The sequence below is a fragment of the Lentibacter sp. genome (assembly GCF_965658795.1).
Classification (GTDB): domain Bacteria; phylum Pseudomonadota; class Alphaproteobacteria; order Rhodobacterales; family Rhodobacteraceae; genus Lentibacter.
In genome coordinates this window covers 1-19,730 of sequence record NZ_CBFHTG010000003.1, presented here as the reverse complement: position 1 = coordinate 19,730, position 19,730 = coordinate 1, and the positions used below count along the sequence as shown (strand labels likewise).

Annotated in this window: 17 protein-coding genes and 1 pseudogene; 7 read left to right on the top strand and 11 right to left on the bottom strand. The window is 56.4% G+C overall.

Features of this window, described 5'->3' with window-relative positions; genetic code table 11:
* Positions 1-24: 24 nt before the first annotated feature.
* Genes ACTG3X_RS02705 through ACTG3X_RS02685 form a run of 5 tightly spaced genes read left to right on the top strand, consistent with a single transcriptional unit; the run spans position 25 to position 4,849 of the window.
* Complete coding sequence (locus ACTG3X_RS02705) at positions 25-627, top strand: amino acid synthesis family protein (RefSeq protein ID WP_439109697.1); 603 nt, start codon at positions 25-27, stop codon at positions 625-627.
* On the top strand, positions 599-1,408 hold the full coding sequence (locus ACTG3X_RS02700) for an alpha/beta fold hydrolase (RefSeq protein ID WP_439109696.1): 810 nt from the start codon (positions 599-601) through the stop codon (positions 1,406-1,408). Before ACTG3X_RS02705 ends, ACTG3X_RS02700 begins: the two co-directional genes overlap by 29 nt.
* A complete protein-coding gene (locus tag ACTG3X_RS02695; RefSeq protein WP_439109695.1) occupies positions 1,405-2,322 on the top strand; it encodes a flavin reductase family protein in 918 nt (305 codons plus the stop codon). The genes ACTG3X_RS02700 and ACTG3X_RS02695 overlap by 4 nt, the downstream gene beginning before the upstream one ends.
* Positions 2,323-2,325: 3 nt before the next feature.
* Positions 2,326-3,363, top strand: a complete 1,038-nt coding sequence (locus ACTG3X_RS02690; protein WP_439109694.1) for an LLM class flavin-dependent oxidoreductase — start codon at positions 2,326-2,328, stop codon at positions 3,361-3,363.
* Positions 3,364-3,385: 22 nt separating this feature from the next.
* Entirely contained in the window at positions 3,386-4,849 is a 1,464-nt protein-coding gene (locus tag ACTG3X_RS02685; protein WP_439109693.1) for an aldehyde dehydrogenase, read from the top strand.
* A 159-nt stretch (positions 4,850-5,008) separates the two neighbouring features.
* Here the strand turns inward: ACTG3X_RS02685 and ACTG3X_RS02680 are convergent, their stop codons facing one another.
* Positions 5,009-5,821, bottom strand: coding sequence for a metallophosphoesterase family protein (locus ACTG3X_RS02680; RefSeq protein ID WP_439109692.1), 813 nt, complete (start codon positions 5,819-5,821; stop codon positions 5,009-5,011).
* A 168-nt stretch (positions 5,822-5,989) separates the two neighbouring features.
* Between ACTG3X_RS02680 and ACTG3X_RS02675 the strand changes: the two genes are divergently transcribed.
* The gene (locus ACTG3X_RS02675) at positions 5,990-7,396 is read left to right on the top strand and encodes a sodium:proline symporter (protein ID WP_439109691.1); all 1,407 of its coding nucleotides are present in this window, start codon (positions 5,990-5,992) and stop codon (positions 7,394-7,396) included.
* 1,084 nt (positions 7,397-8,480) lie between these two features.
* Here ACTG3X_RS02675 and ACTG3X_RS02670 read toward each other — a convergent pair.
* The 10 genes and pseudogenes from ACTG3X_RS02670 to ACTG3X_RS02625 form a co-directional block, all read right to left on the bottom strand.
* Positions 8,481-8,897 carry a hypothetical protein gene (locus ACTG3X_RS02670; protein WP_439109690.1) on the bottom strand — a complete coding sequence of 139 codons (417 nt, stop codon included), beginning with the start codon at positions 8,895-8,897 and terminating at the stop codon, positions 8,481-8,483.
* 116 nt (positions 8,898-9,013) lie between these two features.
* A complete protein-coding gene (locus tag ACTG3X_RS02665) occupies positions 9,014-10,336 on the bottom strand; it encodes a plasmid recombination protein (RefSeq protein WP_439109689.1) in 1,323 nt (440 codons plus the stop codon).
* Between the two features lie 436 nt (positions 10,337-10,772).
* A pseudogene (locus tag ACTG3X_RS02660) lies at positions 10,773-11,075 on the bottom strand (carboxymuconolactone decarboxylase family protein); the annotation flags it as partial.
* Between the two features lie 326 nt (positions 11,076-11,401).
* Complete coding sequence (locus tag ACTG3X_RS02655) at positions 11,402-13,063, bottom strand: ABC transporter substrate-binding protein (RefSeq protein WP_439109688.1); 1,662 nt, start codon at positions 13,061-13,063, stop codon at positions 11,402-11,404.
* Positions 13,064-13,130: 67 nt separating this feature from the next.
* Entirely contained in the window at positions 13,131-13,517 is a 387-nt protein-coding gene (locus ACTG3X_RS02650; RefSeq protein WP_439109687.1) for a carboxymuconolactone decarboxylase family protein, read from the bottom strand.
* Between the two features lie 3 nt (positions 13,518-13,520).
* A complete protein-coding gene (locus tag ACTG3X_RS02645) occupies positions 13,521-14,966 on the bottom strand; it encodes an aldehyde dehydrogenase family protein (RefSeq protein ID WP_439109686.1) in 1,446 nt (481 codons plus the stop codon).
* Positions 14,963-15,706, bottom strand: coding sequence for a sulfotransferase family protein (locus ACTG3X_RS02640; RefSeq protein WP_347849208.1), 744 nt, complete (start codon positions 15,704-15,706; stop codon positions 14,963-14,965). Before ACTG3X_RS02640 ends, ACTG3X_RS02645 begins: the two co-directional genes overlap by 4 nt.
* Complete coding sequence (locus ACTG3X_RS02635) at positions 15,699-16,532, bottom strand: hypothetical protein (RefSeq protein WP_439109685.1); 834 nt, start codon at positions 16,530-16,532, stop codon at positions 15,699-15,701. The genes ACTG3X_RS02640 and ACTG3X_RS02635 overlap by 8 nt, the downstream gene beginning before the upstream one ends.
* Complete coding sequence (locus tag ACTG3X_RS02630; protein ID WP_439109684.1) at positions 16,525-17,604, bottom strand: aromatic ring-hydroxylating oxygenase subunit alpha; 1,080 nt, start codon at positions 17,602-17,604, stop codon at positions 16,525-16,527. The genes ACTG3X_RS02635 and ACTG3X_RS02630 overlap by 8 nt, the downstream gene beginning before the upstream one ends.
* The gene (locus tag ACTG3X_RS02625) at positions 17,601-18,488 is read right to left on the bottom strand and encodes a MurR/RpiR family transcriptional regulator (RefSeq protein ID WP_439109683.1); all 888 of its coding nucleotides are present in this window, start codon (positions 18,486-18,488) and stop codon (positions 17,601-17,603) included. The genes ACTG3X_RS02630 and ACTG3X_RS02625 overlap by 4 nt, the downstream gene beginning before the upstream one ends.
* A 122-nt stretch (positions 18,489-18,610) precedes the next feature.
* Between ACTG3X_RS02625 and ACTG3X_RS02620 the strand changes: the two genes are divergently transcribed.
* A partial coding sequence (locus tag ACTG3X_RS02620; RefSeq protein ID WP_439109902.1) for an NAD(P)/FAD-dependent oxidoreductase occupies positions 18,611-19,730 on the top strand: 1,120 nt, incomplete at its 3' end.

Here is a 19,730-nt window from a genome sequence, read left to right as displayed (position 1 = left end):
GACTCACCAAGCCAAGGAAATGCAATGCCCGCTGAAATTCGTAAGACACTGCTTCATGTGGAAAACACGTTGATTGAAGGCGGCAAGGTTGCCCCGACGCCCCTCAAAATGATCGCAGCGGTTGCCGTGATCAAAAATCCATGGGCAGGCCGTGGGTTTGTCGAAGATCTGCGCCCCGAAATTCATGATTGCGCGCCCGGTCTTGGCGAGATGCTAACAGAAATGGTGCTGGAGGCGGCAGGTGGCGGCGATAAGGTCGAGGGCTACGGTAAATCTGCGATTGTCGGCGTGGATGGCGAAGTTGAACATGCGTCCGCTCTGATCCACACCCTGCGGTTCGGCAATCACTTTCGCGAAGCTGTTGGCGCCAAGTCTTATCTGGCTTTCACCAACACGCGCGGCCCCGCGAATGCATCTTTGCAAATTCCTTTGATGGACAAAAATGACGGCGGTCGGCGCAGCCACTACCTGACCATTCAGCTGTCTGTCGCAGACGCACCGGCCCCGGGCGAAATCGTTGTTGCCTTGGGTGCTTCTATCGGAGGACGCCCGCATCACCGCATCGGTGACAGGTATCAAGACCTACAGGAACTTGGTCATGACGTTGACAACCCTGCAGCTGTCTGAACCCTACGGGACACTGGCGTTCCGCGACGCGGGGTCTGGGCCGCCGGTTGTGCTGATCCATGGGGTCGGCATGCAGTCGGCCGCGTGGATGCCACAGATTGAGGCCTTGTCCAAAACACACCGCGTACTGGCCCTCGACATGCCGGGGCATGGCGGGTCCGCACCACTCCGATCTGGCGCACAGCTTCCTGAATTTGTTGGCTGGTTACAGGCGGCGCTTCATGCGCTCGGCCTGAAACGCGTCAGCCTTGCAGGGCACTCCATGGGCGCGCTGATCGCGATGGGGTTTGCAGCGACGCATCGCGCACAACTTGACCGCGTGGCACTGCTCAACGTGGTGTATTGCCGTTCGCCAGAGGCGCGCGCTGCGGTGGAAAAGCGTGCAACCCAGATCCGCGATGGCGTGGTTGATCTGGAAACACCGCTGGCCCGATGGTTTGGCGACACACCCACCGAGCAGACCGCCCGCGCGCAGGTTTCAGGTTGGCTTTCGAAAGTGAGCTCCGAGGGCTACGGCACAGCCTATGATGCCTTCGCCCGCGGAGACACGACCTATGCTGACAAGATCGGTGGGATCACCTGCCCGTTGCTCGCACTGACGGGAAGCGGTGACCAGAATTCGTCTCCAGCGATGGCGCGAGCCATATCCGACGCCGCGCCGCTTGGACGCGCGTTGGTGATAGAGGGGCACCGCCACATGGTAAACCTGACAGCTGAAGATGAAGTGAACACAGCACTGCAAGACTGGCTGAAAACGGGACAAGAGAGAGAAACGCAATGACCGAATTAGACCCGCGCGCACTGCGCGACGCTTTTGGTGCCTTCATGACTGGCGTGACCGTTGTGACCGCCCATAATGCAGAAGGGAACCCCATCGGCTTTACAGCCAATTCGTTTTCGTCGGTCTCGCTAGACCCGCCGCTGGTGTCCATCTGCATCGCCAAGACCTCAAGCAACTATGAAGCTCTCGCAACTGCGTCAGGCTTTGCTGTCAACGTCTTGTCAGAAACGCAAAAGGACGTGTCCAACACCTTTGCACGGCCCGTTGAAGACCGTTTTGCTGCGGTGACTTGGCAGAAAGGGCCGCACGGGGCGCCTGTGTTTGATGATGGTTCGGCTTGGTTTGATTGCTCGATGTTCAAGACGGTAGAGGCCGGAGACCATCTGATCCTGATCGGCAAGGTTGAAGCCTTCGAGAACAGCACAAGGCCCGGCCTTGGCTACGCGCGCGGTGCCTATGTCACCCCCACGCTGGAAGCCGAGGCCCTTAACAACGATGCCAACCTACTGGTTTCGGTGCTGATCGAGCATCAAGGCAAAGTACTCTTGGTTGAGGATGGCCACGGCAAACTTTCGCTCCCAGAAACACGGGTTGGCAAAGAAGGTGTTTCGACCGTTTTGCAACGGCTCATCACATCAAACGGTGCCGAAGCCGAGGCCGGCTTTATCTACTCGGTCTACGAAGATGAGGCCCGCGCAACACACCATATCTCATTCCTCTGTCAGGCAAGCAGTGACACCGCGTCTTGTGGCGCCTTTGTCGAACTGTCTGCGACCACACTGATGCAGATCACTGATCCGGCCGCCCGCATCATGCTCGAGCGGTTTGCGAGCGAAAGCCGGATCGGGAATTTCGGAGTATTTTTTGGCAACCACGTCAGCGGTAAAGTCCGCCCGATGACTTCAGGGAGTTAAGGCATGAGGTTTTCTCTTTTTGCTCACATGGAGCGCGTTTCCTCTGATCAGGATCAGAAGAAGCTATACGATGAATTCGTCGAGCTGTGCAAAATCGCCGATAAAGGCGGGATGCATGCAGTCTGGACTGGCGAACATCACGGGATGGACTTCACCATCTCGCCAAACCCGATGCTCAACCTCGTGGATATCGCGCGCCAAACATCGAACGTGCGCTTGGGCACAGGCACAATCATTGCGCCGTTCTGGCACCCGATCCGTCTGGCAGGTGAAGCCGCCATGACCGACATCATCACAGGCGGCCGCCTGGATCTTGGCATCGCACGCGGCGCTTATTCGTATGAATATGAACGCTTCATGCCCGGGATGGACGCTTGGGAGGCAGGACAGCGAATGCGCGAGCTGGTGCCCGCCATCAAAGCTCTGTGGAAGGGCAACTATGCCCATGAAAGTGAGTTTTTCTCATTCCCCAAAACCACATCATCTCCCAAACCAGCGCAAGAAGAAGGCCCGCCGATCTGGATCGCGGCGCGTGACCCCAATAGCCACGAGTTTGCCGTAGAGCAGGGTTGTAACGTGCAAGTTACCCCCCTGTGGAACGGAGACGGGGAGATCACTGATCTCATGAATAAATTCAACGCGGCTTGCACCAAATTTTCGGATCACCCTCGCCCCGAGATCATGTTGCTCTTGCATACATATGTCGCGGACAGTGATGAAGACAGCAAAGAGGCCGCCATCGAGCTCAACCGGTTCTATTGCTACTTCGGGGCATGGTTTATGAACAAGCGCGATGTCGATCAGGGCCTGATTGCACCGTTGACAGACGAAGAGATCGCAGCCCACCCGTTCTATACGCCTGAGGCCATGGAGCGTGACTTGGTGATCGGCACAGCAGAAAAAGTGATCAAACGCCTCAAGGCGTATGAAGCATTAGGATATGATGAATATTCGTTCTGGATCGACAGCTCGATGCCGTTTGAGCGCAAGAAAGCCTCGCTTGAAAGGTTTATCAACGGCGTAATGCCAGCCTTCGCGTAAGGCCCAGACAGGGAAAAGTGGAATGCAGATTTTTCAGCAGTATATCGACGGCATGTTCCTCGATGGAAGCAGCCAGTTTGACAGCCTGGACCCTGCAACTGGCGCGCCCTGGGCCAAGATGCCAGCGGCCTCGGTTGCCGATGTTTCCCGTGCTGTAGAGGCCGCAGAACGTGCATTTTTCTCGCCTGACTGGGCCTTGATGACAGCGACAGCACGCGGCAAGCTTTTGATGCGGCTCGCAGACCTGATCGCAGAAAACGCACCCCGTCTGGCCGAGCTGGAGACCCGTGACACCGGCAAGATCATCCGCGAAACAAGCGCACAGATCGCCTATGTCGCGGAATACTACCGCTACTATGCGGGGCTAGCTGACAAGATCGAAGGCGCCCATCTTCCAATCGACAAGCCCGATATGGAAGTCTGGCTCCGCCGCGAGCCTATCGGGGTTGTCGCTGCAATTGTTCCGTGGAATTCGCAGCTCTTTCTGTCTGCCGTCAAAATAGGGCCCGCGCTCGCTGCGGGCTGTACGGTGGTTTTGAAAGCCAGCGAGGAAGGGCCAGCGCCCATGCTGGAGTTTGCGCGTATTTTTGATCAGGCGGGGTTTCCCAAGGGCGTACTCAATATTGTGACGGGTGGCCCCGAGGTTGGCGCCACGCTGACCAGCCACCCAAAGGTCGCCCATGTGGCCTTCACGGGTGGCCCCGAAACAGCACGCCACATCGTGCGAAACTCGGCCGAAAATCTGGCATCCACTTCGCTCGAACTGGGCGGCAAGTCTCCCTTCATCGTCTTTGACGATGCTGATTTGGAAAGCGCGGTAAATGCGCAGGTGTCAGGGGTGTTTGCCGCAACAGGACAAAGCTGCGTTTCCGGCTCGCGCCTTGTTGTGCACGCAACAATCAAAGATGCCTTTCTTGCGCGCCTCAAGGAAAAGGCCGAAGCCATCGTCATTGGCGCGCCAGACGATATGGCAACCGAAATCGGGCCGCTTTGCACCTTGCGCCAGCGTGACAATGCGCTCGCCCTCATCGCGCAATCTGTCAAACAAGGCGCCAAGCTTGTCACTGGCGGTGTCGCTCTGGAGCGCGATGGGTTCTACTTCCCGCCAACCATTCTGGATTGTGACGGTGCCCCGGAAGCCGTCAGCCTGAGTCAGGAGTTTTTCGGGCCTGTCCTGTCAGTTGTCAGCTTTCAAACCGAAGCTGAAGCCGTCGAAATCGCCAACAGCACCCAATTTGGTTTGGCGTCGGGGCTGTTCACACAAAACTTAACCAGAGCGCACCGCATGATCCGCGCCATACGTGCTGGCATCGTATGGGTGAACACCTACCGTGCCGTGAGCCCGATCGCGCCTTTTGGTGGCCACGGGCTGTCTGGCCACGGGCGCGAAGGCGGCATCGAAGCCGCGTTGGATTACACCAAGGTAAAAGCCGTTTGGCTGCGCACCAGCGACGAGCCCATTCCTGACCCTTTCGTGATGCGCTGACAGGAGCCGCCCAAAGCGCAAATCGCCCTACTGCAGTTCGGGAAACCCGTGGACGCCGACCAGTTTGTTGTGCATCAAGGCCCTTGAGGCAGGTTACAAGCAGCTGTCATCTTGCCGCTTTTGGTCGCGCGCTACAGGCGCGCAGCACCAGATCACAAGTCACCCGCTCGGCTCAATCCCAACGCTTTTGTGTCGCAACTCAATCGGCAGAATTTGCTCGCTTGGCCAGTTGCCGCTGACCAGCGCATCGCCATATCCTCCGGCCAGCCCAGCCTTTTCCATCGCAGTGGCGGCCCCTTGATAATCGTAATCGAGCAATTCGACGCTAAAGCCATCTTCTGATAGCTTGCCATATCGAGTCTGTGGGCTGCCATCATTCGGCGGCATGCCGATCACACCTGCATTGAACCACGTTACTCCCGCGACTTGCTTTTCGAAAGCTATTCCGCAGTGGCCGCCAATCACCACATCAACTGGTGTACCAATAGCGGCAACCTCTGCCTCAAAGACCTGTGGTGGGCAGGTTGGCCAAATAAAGGCCGCCAAATCTGTCATGCCACCGTGAATCACTGCATGTCGCTGTCCCCGATTTTCAAAAATGACACCGTCAGGCAGGCTGGCCATCCACGCGCGGTCCGAAGAGGACATCCGAGCCTTCGCAAACGCATACCAATCACGCGACAGCAGATCACAGACACTGCCATCCTCGAAACCGCAACCGCAATCATCCGCTTCAGCTTGTAGTTGACGCTCACAATTGCCAGCAACGACAGTCCAGCCGCGCGAGCGGATCAACGCAACACAGGCCGCTGGATCCGCGCAATAGGCAACTACATCGCCGGTGCAAATGACATTTTGCGCTGGATAGTCCGCCGCAATTTGAGCAAGAGCCTGCAAGGCATGCAGGTTGGAATAGGGGCCTCCAAAAATTAGAAGGTCGCCGTCAAGCCGTCCCAACTCTCGAAATTTCATCTAACATCCCCGTACCACTTTACAAAGACTGCGCCAGCGTGGAGGCACAGACAAGCCAATTATCGACACGTTGCAGGCTGCGTCACAAACATTTGTAGTGCGCGTGTGAGACCATCCTGATAGCTGCCGCCAAAGCCTGGGACAGGCCCACACCAAAGGAAATCGACCATGCAACCTGCCGTAATTTTTGGTATTTTCGCCGCCATCATTGCGCTGACCTTGGCCATGACACCGCGGCACACGACCGCCGAAGGCTTTTTTGCCGGGCTCGATCAAGACGGCACTCCACCTGGCTTATGGACTCTCGTACTCAGCCAGGTGACCACTTGGATTTTTGCACGTTCTTTGATGAATTCCGCTATCTTAGGCTACTACTATGGTATCGCAGGCGTGCTGGCTTATGCAGCATATTACATATCATTTTTGACGGGCGGATTGATTGTCGCGCAGCTGCGAGCTGCGGGTGCAGGATCTGTGCAGGATTGGCTCGGCGCGCATTTCGGTACGGTCGGTCAAAGCTGTTACAATCTCGTTGTCTCTTTGCGTTTGTTATCCGAGATTTTCGCCAACCTGATTGTCGTCGGATTGATTTTTGTGGCGGTACTCCCAGAGTTTTCAGATCACAAAAGCCTTGTCATTGTAATCGCAACAGCTCTTGTCTTGGCCTATTCCAGTTGGGGTGGGCTGAGTGCTTCGCTGCGAACAGACGTTATCCAAATGGTAATTTTTCTCGTTGTTTTCAGTGCAGCGTTTGTTGCGCTTCTTGCCTCACCCAGCTTTGATTTAGGCGCGGCGATAACGGCCGAGGGCGTTTCAGGCAGATACAACGGTTGGGTCTTGCTGTTGGTCGCCTTTCTGCAAGTATTTTCGTATCCGGCACATGACCCTGTTATGATGGACCGCGGATTTCTGAGCGATGAAAAGACAACCCGCCAAAGCTTCATACACGCTTTTTGGATATCTACGCTTTGCATTGTGGGCTTTGGTTTCTTCGGCATACAAGCCGCTTTGGTCGGCGCGACTTATGAAGCTCAATTGATCGGAACCTGGTCAACAATGCTGCCCAATTGGGTGTTTGTCGCGCTGATGGTTTCATTGCTCGTTTCAGCCCTCTCAACGCTTGATTCTGCGCTTGCGTCATCAGCGCGGCTGGCCACCGAAGAATTAGGGATGGTGAACCGTAGCTTGTTGGGCGGGCGTTTGGCGATGGTGGCCATTGCTGTGCCCGGAGCGTTGTTGACCTTGTGGGGCAATCAAACCCTGTTTGATGCGGTTGCAGTTTCAGGAACTGCATCAATGTTTTTGACACCCATTTTATTGGCCGGTTTGTTCCTTGATCGTCACGTCAGCCTCTGGGCCTTTCTGGTTAGCTTTTCAGCGGCAATGGTTGGTGCGATGCTCTACTTTGCACGGGACACCATATGGGCCAAAACTGTTCTGTATGAAGGGCACAAGTATGAACAGCTTTTGCAAATCTGTATTGCTGTATTGGCGATTGGCTTCGCCGCATCAGTGATTGGATCACATCTTCGGCCAACCAAAGGAGAGCGCGAGATCGATGAGACTCCCTGCTAGGCGCAACGTGCCCAGGCTATACTCCTTTAACTAATTAAGTGTAGATAATCTCGCTACGCCCCCCCAAAAAAATATTTAGCTCTCAGTTATAGTTCACGCCGTAGCCTCAAGATCGGACGGTGTCGAAACCCGTTAGGCTTACAAACCAGTGAGGGTTTCGCTTTCGATATTGGGTCGCCGTCCATCTGCCAGAAAATCTTATTGTGATCTCGCGCCTTGCGGGGTTCAGGCCCGGCCTGGATATCGCCAACGCGGGATCCGTGATACCTCATCCATTGTGCATCAGGGTGGGATGACCAAGGCGAGTAAGCCCCCCTGAACAGACAAACTCGGGAGCCAATCATGTACCTAGTTTTTTTCACTCCATCAAAAGCAAGTCGGGGCTCTCCTTGCTGGCTTCGTCTTAGGCCAAACAACTCCCCACATCTGGAGATTGCTCTAACGCATCTTCGAATTAACTCCAGCGCGGATGGATTTCGTCAATCAGCCTGGTCGCTAACAAAAACAGTTCACTTTCTTGATTGGAAAGATGGTCAAATGGGATAGGGCACTTGGGCCCAAGTTCACAATCTAGGAACTCAAGATATTTGGGTAGCGGCGGCAGTGTAAACGCGCCCTCCACCTGAGCAAGCAGCGCAGATAGACAAAGCCCAACACAGAGCCAAGCCGAACTTAAGAAACAAGCCTAAGCGCGAAAGTATGGCGGTCAACACACTTGCTAACGGGCAGCCAGAAGAAAATCTCCGCTCTTCTCAAACTGAGTCCGTCATCGACTGCCACGCAGCGTCTCGCGTTTGCAGTCCAGCTCCAGCGCTTGCTCCCGCTCGACGGCGCGCTCGCCTCGCATGAAAACATCTCTGGCGACGCCAGTGACGCGCGACACAGTCTGGTTGATACGGTGGTGGTGAACTGGGACGAGAAGGCAAAGGCTCATAAGCTGGAACTGCGTGGAGAATTGGTCGCTATACGAAACGCAGCAAGGCCCGCCGATGAGGCGGGCCTTGCTGAAAGCGATAATTCGCTAAACTTGGTTGCGGGAGGGGGATTTGGACTTTGGCGAACTTCACTTGTCGTTGGTAGCTGATTATTCGGCGGCGACAGAAGCTTTGCCCTCTTCCTTGGCCAGTGCCTTTGCAGCCTCGCGCTCGGCTTCTTCCTTCTGAGCCTTCAGATCTTTTTCGACCCGGTCGAGCAAACCTTCTGGCATAAGAGAGTGCTTGGCGATCCGGTTGCGGTTGCCACTGGTGGCCAACATGCAGATTTCGTAGTAAAACTCATGCACCGCTTCGGGGTGGTTTTCGTTCAGCCAGTGAATCCATTCGGCTACAGTATCCGCGATGGCTTGCCGCGCGGCACGCTGTGTGGCCTCGTCCTTTCTCGAAACATTGGCCGCAACACTGGCGACTTTGAACATGGCGGCTTCCATGGCCTGGCTCATCGGGATCGCAGTGCGGTTTTTGCGGGTGGATTTGGCGGGCTTTGTAGTCATACGCTTAGTCATTTGAAGGTCCTTCGGTCTGTTGGTTTTCGCCCCGGGACGGGATTGCCCCGGGCGCCGTTCCCATTATATTGCTCTCCATTTTTTTGGATGGGAGCGCGACAAGCAAAAAAAGGAGGTCAATCATCTAAACTATTGTCATCGTTGTAATCTTTTTTATGATTTTGTCTTTTCTGCGAGACCGTACCAGCTGCCACAGCCTTTTTGAGACGTTCAGTTAGCGACGAAAGTGAGCCAACATCAGCAGAGAATCCAGCGCCGAGAGAACCGCCAATTTTGGTCAGCAACCATGTCGCTTCCTTGAGAGTTTTTGTGGCCAGCCTGAAGTCGTCGCTGACACGCTGGAATGCATCTTGTCGCGCCTTCTTGAACATCGTGGCCCAGCCGGCACGGAACGCCTTGGCAACGCGTGAAGCTCCCTTGGGCGACCGCTTTACGTGCGCCACGGCTTGCAGGAATACGTCATCGTTTTCGTGCCCTTTAGTGGGTGAGATGCGATCTGTGTTGTCGGCAGCAAGATCAACGGCACCGTGCCCGATCGCGTCGGTGATCCCGATTATGGCATCGGCCTCTGCCGACCGTTCTTCGACCACCGCCGATCGCGCGTCCAGGTCGATCTCTCGTTTCGACAGCTCACGGTCCTTCTTCCGCCGCCAGTCGCGTGTTTTACTGTGCATCCGCTTTGGAGGCGGGGTCTCGCCCTTGGCGACGGCCTCTTTGTATGCCGCCTTGCGCCGTTCCCCACGATCAAGACCGATCTCGGAGAACCATTCGCCAACGCTATTCTGGGCGTACTCATAATCTTTGATCTCGTTAAACTTAGAAGGCTGCAACATCTGCCGGGTGGCGATGACTTTTTTCTCGCCAGTCTTTTTGTTCGTGCGTGTCATCTCAACCTGCATGCGCGGCATGATCACAGCGTGAATGTGGTAGGCCTCTTCATCAAGGTCTGCGCGGGCGTGGATGACATCATCGCGAAATACATCCTTCAGCCAGGCAATCGACCGCTCTTCAAAATCTATGATCCGTTGATTGTGCTCGACACCTTCGCCGAAGACAGCCGCTGGGTCCGCATCGAACCACTCTTTGTTGGCCGTCAAGATTACTTCGCGCATCGGCCCGTGTCGCGTCGGTCGCCATGGATTGTGCGGCCCCTCAGCCAGCCGCTTCTGGATGTCTTTCTTTCGTTTGCGCTGCTCCAGGGCTTCCAGCTCGGACGCAAAGTTCTGCGCCTTGATCTCGGCAATCTCAGCCAATGCTTCAGCGGCCCAATCCTCAGATCCAATCAACAGGCGATTTTCAGCGGGTGGGTTCTTGAGGATGTGGCCTACGTCGCCGCCAACCCGCTTGCGATGCTTCTCATAGCCGGCAAGATTTTCTGGGCCGATGCCTTCAAAGCGCAGGACAACAGGGTAGCGTTTGTCGAAATGTGAACCATCCATTTTTCATCTCCTTGGTGGTGGAGACGAGAAAATGGATACGCGAATTCCGAGACTATAACTTGAACGGTCGAAAAATTTCTGATGACAGATTTAATTGTTGCGATGAGTTGCTAATTGCCGACCCACAGTTGGCTCCTTGGTGCGGAGAGCTGACCTTCGCTGCACAGAGCATCAATGTCAGCAATGCGGGACTTTCCCGACATTGGTGTTTGAGCATACTGCTGACGCAGCATTGCTTTGCATGTTCGGCAAGTTTCTTGCTGCGATGCGGCTCAAGTCACTTAAGCGGTCATTGCCGAACCGATTTAGCGGCCTTACCTAAACTGCATTTTCGCTGCATGACACTTGAACTCGAAGGGCGCGGACTTTGCGGCCATTCGAGACAGTTCCGTTAACGACCGCTTGGCTGCAATCTGTGCCGTTGTAGTGGGATTATTTATGCCAAGCGCTTGGACGATTGAAAAACAATGCATTGCATCTTGAGCGCCCCCAGTGTTGGGCTAGGCATCCTCAAGATTTTTTGCGCAACAAAAGAACACTCAAGCGCTTGGGGGACGCCGCAGTAGATGCCGATGACGTGGATGAACGCGCGGATTTCGTCTTGGGTCACTCTTTTGCTGATCGCGCCACGGCAATGGATTCCCCATTCGTGCATTTTGCCCAGCGCTCTGATTATTGACAGGTTCATCATTGACCGTGTCTTGGCGTCGATCAAATTATTAATCCGGCCAAAGTTCCAGCCCCTTCAGGAAAAGGTCGTCATTAAGTGCGCTCATCTTTTAGCCCCTTAATCCGATTGCGACGTTTTTCGTCTGCACCTAATTCCACAAGGCTTCGCGGCCCTGTTTGAGTGTAATGCATCGGAAGGAGGCAGTTCCTGAATCAGCCATTCATGCGCCGTATGGTGCTGGCACCGAGAAAGTCCTATGTGCACGATGGGTCTGACGTAAGCGCTGATTGCTCCAAAGGGTTCATGGCGGCGGCAAACGGCCACTTGCGATCGGTTCTGCTTAAACTGATCGAGGTTATGGGCCGCCAGAATCGACGGCCCACGAGAAGCTTTTTCTAGCCAGCCCAACCCCATTTATAGTGGTGATGTTCGTAGGCTACATGTGCTGGAGCACCGACGACGCCTTTGCGCATGTGGCGATAAACCGAGCGCCAGTAAGGCTGGATCGTCACAGCTTCGGCACGGATGACCTCGGCTGCCTTCTTGGCCACTGCGCTGCGTTTTTCGGCATCAGCGATCGACAGCGCCTCTTCCAGCAAGGCGTCAAATTCAGCATTGGACCAACCGAATTCGTTCCAGGCCTCGCCCGACCGATAGGCGAGCGCCCAGATCTGCACACCAAGCGGCCGATGATTCCAGTTTGTGGAACTGAAGGGATATTTTGCCCAATCGTTCCAGAAGGTTGAACCCGGAAGCACAGTGCGTTTGATATTGAGGCCTGCATCGCGCATTTGGGCTGCAACCGAGTCTGCTGTATTCTTGCGCCAGTCGTCGTCGATAGACATCAGCTCGAATTCGAAATCCGCCATGCCGGCTTCTTCCACCAACGCCTTGGCCTTGGCCGGGTCGAATTCCGGCTTCGGCAGTTCAGCATATTCCGGATGGATCGGCCCAAGGTGATGGTTTTCGGCCACTGTGCCCGCACTATTATAGCCAAGTTCCAGGCAGACCGCATTGTCCACGGCCATCTGGATCGCCTGACGAACTTTCAGGTCCGCATAAGGTTTCTTACCATCGACTTCTGCAAGTTGGTTACCCCTGATCACAATCGACTGCATAGAGACCGCTTCGGATTTCTCGTAGCCGAGATCGTCGAGCACGTTCACGAATTCTCCAACGGTTTCGTGCAACATGTCGACTTCTTCGGAGTCGAGCGCCGACAGCCACGCCGCAGAGTCTGTGCCGAAATCAATATACTCGATCCGATCCAGCGCGGGACGGCCAAAGACATCTTCACCCCACCAGGTGTGGTTCTCTGCTCGTACCAGATTGCATTTGATTCCGGCCTCAAGTACTTCGATTACATACGGACCAGTGCCAATGAACTGGGTGGGATCATCCGATGAATGGTTCGCGTGAATGATCGCGGACGGATAATCCGACATGGACGCAATCAGCGAAATATCCGGTCGTGGAAGATTGAGTTTGACAGTGTGCGTATCCACAACTTCGACCGATCCGTCGATCGCTGTGCCGGTTTCGGGATTTACGAGGACGGCGAAACGTCCGGCCATCGAATTGCCTTCGACGTTCTTGTCGCACCATCCAATGATATTGCGTGCGACGTCCTCGGCAGTGAAATCATCGCCGTTATTCCATTTGACCCCCTTCCGCACGTTCAGGGTGTATTCGGTGGCGTCTTCGTTGATGTCCCAGCTTTCCAGCAGCATGCCTCGGAAACTGCCGTCGGAATTGTACTCGACCAGATATTCCAGCGTGCCGCGTGTTTCGTTGCCGAGTTCCGACCAGTCATAAAGTCGCGGATCCTTGAGCGCGCGGACGCTCATCTGGACACGCAGCGTTCCGCCTTCTTTCATCTGGGCGCTGGCCGGGGTTGGCATTGCGACGCCAATCAACCCGTAGGCGGCGGCAGCCGTCAAGCCAAGGCCCGTCGCCCGGGTCAGAAATTCGCGCCGATCAAGCTGGCCGCGACCATGTTCTTTCGCATACATCAGTGCCGCAGGATGCACAGATTTTCCGGTTTTCGTTTTTGTCATTTCAGTTCTCCTTGTTGGTGCGGTTAGAGTATTCTCGTCCGAGCCGCATTCCCGGTATTTCTCGTTTTCATGTCTCGCTTTCGGCCAAGACCTTTTTCGCGACGCGAAAGCATTCCAGCGCCTGCGGCACGCCGCAGTAGATGCCGATGACATGGATGATGGCACGGATTTCGTCTTGGGTGACGCCGTTGGTGATCGCACCGCGGCAATGGGTTTCCCATTCGCTCATCTTGCCCAATGCGCCGATCATCGACAGGTTCATCATCGATCGTGTCTTGGCGTCGATCACATCGTCGCCCCAGCCAAAGCCCCAGCACCAAGCTGTCATCGCCTCCTGAAAGGGGCGCGTGAAGTCATCGGCGGCGGCCAGATTCTTCTCGACGTATTCTGCGCCAAGTGTTGCTTTGCGTTGCTCAAGGCCCTTCAGAAACAGGTCTTCGTCAAATGCGCTCATGTGTCAGCCCTTCAATTTGATTGCGACATTCTTTGTCTGCACGTAATTCCACAAGGCTTCACGGCCCTTTTCGCGGCCATAGCCGGATTTACCGTAGCCACCAAAGGGCGTTTCCACCCCGCCTGCATACCATTCGTTCACAAAAACCTGCCCCGCCCGCAACTGCCGTGCGGCGCTTGTGGCCCGATCCAGATTGTTCGTGAAAACGCCACCAACCAAGCCATAAGGCGTGCCGTTCGCGATCTTGATCGCCTCGTCATCGGCAGAGAATTTCAGGACGGAAAGAACCGGGCCAAAGACTTCGCTCTGGGCGATTGTCATATCTGGCGTGACATTGGTCAGGATCGTCGGCTCAAGAAATGCTCCGGGCGTATTCAGCTTGTGCCCGCCGGTCGCAACAGTGGCCCCTTCATGCTGTGCGGCCGTTATCATGGCAACGGCGCGGTCGCGCTGCGCGTCAGACACCATCGCGCCCATCGTCGGGCCAAAGTCGGGCTGATCAATCCCTGGTTTGACGATCAGCGATTGGGCAACACCCACCATACGCTCGACCAATGCGTCATGCACGCTGTCATGGACAATCACGCGGCTCATCGCCGAGCAGACCTGACCTGCGTTGAAATAGATGCCCCAGCGTACGTCAGTCTCGAAGGCCTCAAGGTCGGCATCATCATGGACAATGGCAGCCGATTTGCCGCCAAGCTCCAACACGCACGGAACGACGTTCTGCGCAGCAGCCGTCGCGATGGCGATCCCTGTTGGTACTGATCCTGTGAAAACGATCTGGTTTACATGCGGGTGCGCGGACAGAGCCGCTCCTGCCTCATGGCCCAACCCGCACAGGATATTCACCGCGCCCTTTGGCAAGCCAACCGCCTCAGCCGCATGGGCGAACCATGCATTGCTGAGCGGTGTGAGTTCGGGTGTCTTGATGACGCAGCTATTGCCCGTCGCGAGTGCGGCCGACAGCGAACGCGCAGTCATTTCAACAGGATAATTCCAAGGGATGATTTGGGCGGAGACACCAAACGGCTCGTAGGTGGTGAAATCGAAGTAGTCTTTGCCAAGCGGGATCGAGCGGCCTTCGACGGTTTCAGCCTGATTGCCATAATACTCGAAATAGCGCGCAGCCCCTTCGACCTCGATCCGCGCCTCCCAAAGCGGTTTGCCCTGTTCGAGCGTCAGAACGGGGGCAATCTCGTCGATGTGGTCCAGCAAGAAGCGGCCCATTGCCTGCACCATCCGGCCCCGTTCTACGGGGCGCAGGTCCGATAGGTCGCCGGACATGTGGACCCGACGGGCCGCCATGACCGCACGGTCTACATCGCCCGCATCGGCAAGCGCCTGTTCCGCCAGTTTTTCACCCGTTCCGGGGTTGATAACATCGATGCGTCCCGCGCCGCCATCACACCACGCGCCGTCGATGTAGTTTTGCCAATAGGTCTTCATGTCGCTTTGATCCGGTGTTGGTAAAGGTGATCGTAATGCGGCTTCATCCGCCTGTGCACACGGCGCACGCGTTCGGGGGCATCGGCAACTTCGACGTAGCGGCGCGTCTGCGGCGTCAGGCCGGTGGATTGCGCCAGATTGGCGTGAAAGCTGCCCCCATCCCACCACGAATGGGCTGATGGATCTCCGCCCGGGGCCCATGACATCGCCTCTGGCAGAAACGGGATACCCACTGCATCGCAAAAGGCTGCGACCATGGCGTCTGGGTCTTCAAGCAGATCGTCGCTGTCGATCACGGGGGGCGGCGTGCCGTTCAAAGCGGTCAGCAGGTCGTACAGGGCGCGTTGCTCAGGAAAGCCGACCTCCAGCTCATCAAAGTCGGGCCATTTGTTATATATACTCGAGATCGTCTTGGCCGGATCGCGGATCAGGAAGGCATGGGTAAACTGCCCCAGAAAGTCGGGCGTCCACATGTGGTTGATGTAGTGGGGGAAATCCTTGAGGAAGACCGGACCTTTTTCGGCGCGGGCCTGAATGTCGTCCCAGACGCTTTCAATGGTCAGACCCTTGGTGGTTTTCTCCCCCTCTTTGAAACGCGGCCAAAGCGGGTCTTCGCCCTGGTACCACGCCTCGCCGAAAGGTTCGTGCAGGCAGTCGAGATCACCGCGCTGGCGCATCATCCATTCGAATGCGGTGGAGGTAGAACGCGGGATGGCCCAAAGTGCTATGATCTTATGCATGAAGGCTCTCCAACAGGCGGCTTTGCGGTGTGGTCGGCGCGATGCCGAGATCTTTCATGATCCGCCAATAAAGGGCGGTGTCATGGCCGATCACAGGCTTGCCCAAACGGGCCTCCATCGCACGGGCCAGATGCAGCGGTCGTTGCGGCAAACCCGACGGGCCAGAGCGGAAATTGCACATGCCGTTGATCAGATAGGCGTCAGCCTTTGGCGCCTTATCGGCCACGTAGGAAAAGCTCTGCTCAAACAAATCACCATCAAAAATCCAGCGTTTGGCATTGACCGTGGCCTGATCGGGGAACCAGCCCTGATCCACAAAATTGCCCGCCCAAAGCACATCGAACCCTGCTTCGCGCAGGAAGCCGGCGGTGCCCTGCCACCATTCGGGCCAGTGGTAGGCACCATTCAAGGCTACCTTTTCGATGCCCTGATCGCGCAAAGCCTCGACCATTGCGTAGCCGGCCATGTGAAACCGGGTCTCGTATTTGTCGGACAGGTCGGCGCAATGCTGACGGATGCCTTCAACGCCCAAACCGCTGGCATGGACCCAGTTTGACCCGACCTGCCCGCAGACATCGACCCCGTTGCGCGCCATGCAATGCACAAAATCATCGAGCATTCCAAAGTTCTTTTTACGCTGGTCCAGTCCATGCGCGTAGTCGGGCACATGTAGCATCCAGCCGTGCACCCCCACACTATCCGGCGACATGCGCAGGAAATCCGACGGGGCGGCGTCAAAATCAAACGGGGGGCAAGTGAAGCCGACCTGATGGGGGAACAGCTTTTGCTCTGCCGTCCATTGAGTGGGCATTAAGGTATCAGCCATCAATCGCTTCCTTCATCCAGCGTTGCAAATGCATGACGGGATGTTCGGAATTGACCCCGCCTTTCGGGTCCACCACCAGCGGGCCGGGCTTGTAACCGCGTGACTGCAACCCGCGCTGTACGCTTTCGACCAGATGAATGTCTTCCTCTACGGTCGTCGCGCGATCCTGCTTGGCCAGCAGGCGAACCTTTTCATCGTCAATCCCATCGACAGAATACCAGCCGCGCCAGACGACAACGTGGTCCTTATCCACCGCACGCCAGTGATAGGTGTTCAGCACATTGCCGGGGTAGACCTGAAACGACACCATCGGCCAGAGGAACCAGCTGGAATATTCGTCGGCATGCTCGAACCCCGAGTTGATGTCATAGGTCATCTGGTCCAGCGATTGGCATTCCGTTGTATGGCGCAGACACATGCCCTGCGGCTGGATGTCATAAGTCTCTGGCTTCACCACCCCATTGGCAAAAGTTGGGTGGTTCAAAGAGCAGTGATAGCATTCTGAATAATTCTCGACCGAGACCTTCCAGTTGCAGTTTTCGGGAATTTCCACCCATTCAAGCGGCTTCAACGCGGCCCAGTTGGGCACCCATTCTTCCAACTCGGCCCGCGCGCCCGGAAACCAGTCTTCCATCGGGGCGGCATCGGGATCAAGGTTCACAAAGACAAAGCCAAGGAATTCTTCAACCCTGACCTCGGTCAGGCAAACGGATGATTTGTCAAACCCGTCGACGGCCTTCAGGTTCGGGCCGGCGCGCAACTCGCCCGTCAATTCGTAGGTCCAGGCGTGATAGGGGCAAACGACAACCCGCGTTGTCCCGGACCCGCTGACCAGTTGATGGGCGCGGTGCTGACAGACGTTGTAAAAGACGCGGATTTTCTCGTCCCGGCCGCGGATCGCAAACAGGCTCTCGCCCGCAATTTCAAAGGTGGCGTAGGCGCCGACCCCCTCTACTTCGGATGCATGGCACCCAAATTGCCACGTGCGCGCCAGCAATCCTGCGCATTCCACCTCGAACACGCTGGCGTCGGTATAGTATCGCGCATCAAGCGACCGGATCGGTTCTGTCATTTGTCCTCCGCATAATACATGCCAAGCTGGTGGCGGCGTTTGTGAAAGGTCTCTACCCGCTCGACGATTTCTTCGCTGGCCACGGCAACGACGAAAGACAAAAGCGTCTCCAGCAGGGCAATGGTGCCGATTGACGACGGGAAAAACTGGGGCGTGTCGACCGAAACGACGAATCCGTGATCGGCACCGCGCAGGATCGGGCTGGCCGGACTGTCGGACAACGCGATGATTGTCATGCCTTGTTCGCGGGCAATCTCGACCGCTTTGACCACCTCTGTGCGGTAAGGCCGGCTGGTCATCGCGATGAGCACATCGCGGCCATCGGCCCAAGCCAGATCATCAGCCGGGGTTGACCCCGGCCGCGGGATCGCGTGGAATTCCGTCATGCCTGTCGAGGCGAGGTAGGTGAAATTCCGCGCGACAGAATTGTTTACACCGACCCCCAGCGTAAAGACCCGCCGCGCAGCCCAGATCGCCTCGGCGGCGGCTTTCAGATCGTCGGTGGAGATTGCGGCAAATGTCTCTTCGATATTGCGCAGCGCATCCTTGAGCATATCCGCATAAAGCCCGCCGAGATCACCCGACTTGCGGATATCCTGCAGCCATCGCGCACGGTCGGGGAAGTCGGCAGCACCGCGCCGTATGGCATCGCGGAAAGGCGCGCGGAAATCCTCATAGCCTTCAAATCCCACCTGACGCGCCATCCGCACCACGGTGTTGGGTTTAACGTTTGCCGCCTGCGCAATCTCGCGCACGGTTGAAACACCCACATCGCGCGGGTTTTCCAACACATAGGTGGCCGCCTTGCGGGCTTCGGGCGTCAGGTCGGGTAGCTCTTGAGCCAGCCGTTCCAGAATCGCAATTGATACATTTGTCCCATTCATGATTGACGATGGTATTTTTGTTTGCTTAGGTTGTCGAGAGAAAAATCGACTCGCTGAAAGGGATAACTGTGGCAAATGAGTTTCCATCGACTGCACGGGTGGTCATCGTCGGCGGTGGCGTCATGGGTGTGGGCTTGGCCTATCATCTGGGCCACGAAGGCTGGGGCAACGACACCGTTCTGCTGGAAAAGGCCGAACTGACATCGGGCAGCACATGGCATGCGGCAGGCCAGATCACCCATTCGACATCCAGTTTCGGGTTGGGCAAATGTGTTGATTATAACATCGGGCTTTATTCCGGCGGGCTAGAGGCCGAGACGGGCCAGCCTGTCACATGGCACGGGTGTGGGTCCTTCCGGCTGGCCTATACAACAGATGAAATGGACTGGTTGCGCCACACGCTGTCGGTCGGTCGGTCGCTGGGGTTCAACATCGAGTTGGTGGGCCCAGAGAAGGTCGCCGAACTGCACCCTTTCTATAATCTCGACGGTGTGTTGGGCGCCCTGCACACGCCCGATGACGGCCATGTCGACCCCACGAACGTGACGATGGCCATGGCCGCTGGTGCGCGGCAGAAAGGTGTTAAAATCATCCGCCAGTGCCGCGCCACCAACATCACGCAATTGCCCTCGGGTGAATGGCAGGTCGAGACCGACAAAGGCACGATCACCTGCGAACACGTTGTCAATGCGGGCGGCACCTATGCGCGCCAAATGGGTGAATGGTCAGGTTTGCAACTGCCGATGACCTCAATGACTCACCACTATTTTGTCACCGAACCGGTGCCCGAATTCGAAGCACTCGACAAAGAGCTTCCTGTTATCCGCGACGACAAAAAGGTGTCGGGCTACATCCGGATGGAGCAAAAGCGCGGCCTCATCGGGATCTATGAGAAAGAGAACCCCAATTCTGTCTGGCACGATCACTGCCCGTGGGATTATGAAAACTGGCTGTTTGATGCCGATTACGACCGGGTCATGCCATATCTTGAGGAAAGCCTGAACCGCATGCCGATCTTTGCAGAGCTTGGCATTCAACGCGAAGTGCACGGCGCGATCAGCCACCCGCCCGACGGCAACCCGCTGATTGGCCCTGCCCCCGGCGTGCGCAATTACTGGTGCTGCTGCGGCACGCAGATCGGCATCGGCTGGGGGCCGGGGCTGACCCGCGAGCTGGCCCGCTGGATGGTACACGGAGCAGCCAACATCTCGATGCGTGAATACGATCCGCGCCGCTTTGGCA

Bases quoted from the DNA above. Each gene is read 5' to 3' on its own strand.
- ACTG3X_RS02685 (WP_439109693.1), top strand. From the start codon at position 3,386: ATGCAGATTTTTCAGCAGTATATCGACGGCATGTTCCTCGATGGAAGC.
- ACTG3X_RS02695 (WP_439109695.1), top strand. From the start codon at position 1,405: ATGACCGAATTAGACCCGCGCGCACTGCGCGACGCTTTTGGTGCCTTC.
- ACTG3X_RS02645 (WP_439109686.1), bottom strand. From the start codon at position 14,966: ATGAAGACCTATTGGCAAAACTACATCGACGGCGCGTGGTGTGATGGC.
- ACTG3X_RS02705 (WP_439109697.1), top strand. From the start codon at position 25: ATGCCCGCTGAAATTCGTAAGACACTGCTTCATGTGGAAAACACGTTG.
- ACTG3X_RS02670 (WP_439109690.1), bottom strand. From the start codon at position 8,897: ATGACTAAGCGTATGACTACAAAGCCCGCCAAATCCACCCGCAAAAAC.
- ACTG3X_RS02650 (WP_439109687.1), bottom strand. From the start codon at position 13,517: ATGAGCGCATTTGACGAAGACCTGTTTCTGAAGGGCCTTGAGCAACGC.
- ACTG3X_RS02675 (WP_439109691.1), top strand. From the start codon at position 5,990: ATGCAACCTGCCGTAATTTTTGGTATTTTCGCCGCCATCATTGCGCTG.
- ACTG3X_RS02700 (WP_439109696.1), top strand. From the start codon at position 599: ATGACGTTGACAACCCTGCAGCTGTCTGAACCCTACGGGACACTGGCG.
- ACTG3X_RS02680 (WP_439109692.1), bottom strand. From the start codon at position 5,821: ATGAAATTTCGAGAGTTGGGACGGCTTGACGGCGACCTTCTAATTTTT.
- ACTG3X_RS02635 (WP_439109685.1), bottom strand. From the start codon at position 16,532: ATGGCTGATACCTTAATGCCCACTCAATGGACGGCAGAGCAAAAGCTG.
- ACTG3X_RS02655 (WP_439109688.1), bottom strand. From the start codon at position 13,063: ATGACAAAAACGAAAACCGGAAAATCTGTGCATCCTGCGGCACTGATG.
- ACTG3X_RS02690 (WP_439109694.1), top strand. From the start codon at position 2,326: ATGAGGTTTTCTCTTTTTGCTCACATGGAGCGCGTTTCCTCTGATCAG.
- ACTG3X_RS02665 (WP_439109689.1), bottom strand. From the start codon at position 10,336: ATGGATGGTTCACATTTCGACAAACGCTACCCTGTTGTCCTGCGCTTT.
- ACTG3X_RS02625 (WP_439109683.1), bottom strand. From the start codon at position 18,488: ATGAATGGGACAAATGTATCAATTGCGATTCTGGAACGGCTGGCTCAA.
- ACTG3X_RS02640 (WP_347849208.1), bottom strand. From the start codon at position 15,706: ATGCATAAGATCATAGCACTTTGGGCCATCCCGCGTTCTACCTCCACC.
- ACTG3X_RS02630 (WP_439109684.1), bottom strand. From the start codon at position 17,604: ATGACAGAACCGATCCGGTCGCTTGATGCGCGATACTATACCGACGCC.